We start from the raw sequence: 259 nt of genomic DNA, 5'->3' as shown, positions 1-259 counted from the left end.
ATGATGGCAAGGCTGGCGAGACTTTCTGGGCGATATCTGATATTGGTTGGGCCGTCGGGCACTCTTATACGATCTATGCGCCGTTACTGGCGGGTATGACCAGTATCATGTATGAGGGCTTGCCGCATATGCCAAACCCTGGTATCTGGTGGCGTATCGTTGAAGCTAACAAAGTTAATATTTTATTCACCGCACCCACAGGTGTGCGTATGCTCAAAAAACAAGACGATAGCTGGATGACGCGTTACGATGTCTCCAG

The 259-nt window shown here is 49.4% G+C and carries 1 protein-coding gene; it reads left to right on the top strand.

Annotation, left to right across the window (positions count from 1 at the left end; all coding sequences use genetic code 11):
- On the top strand, window positions 1–259 hold a 259-nt coding region (locus R2R70_RS21290; protein ID WP_410979092.1), incomplete at both ends, for an AMP-binding protein.

Source organism: Cobetia sp. SIMBA_158, from assembly GCF_046566945.1.
In the GTDB taxonomy this organism is placed as follows: Bacteria; Pseudomonadota; Gammaproteobacteria; order Pseudomonadales; family Halomonadaceae; genus Cobetia; species Cobetia amphilecti.
Note: the sequence above shows the minus strand (reverse complement) of the source record. Positions and strands in the feature narration are given on the sequence as shown.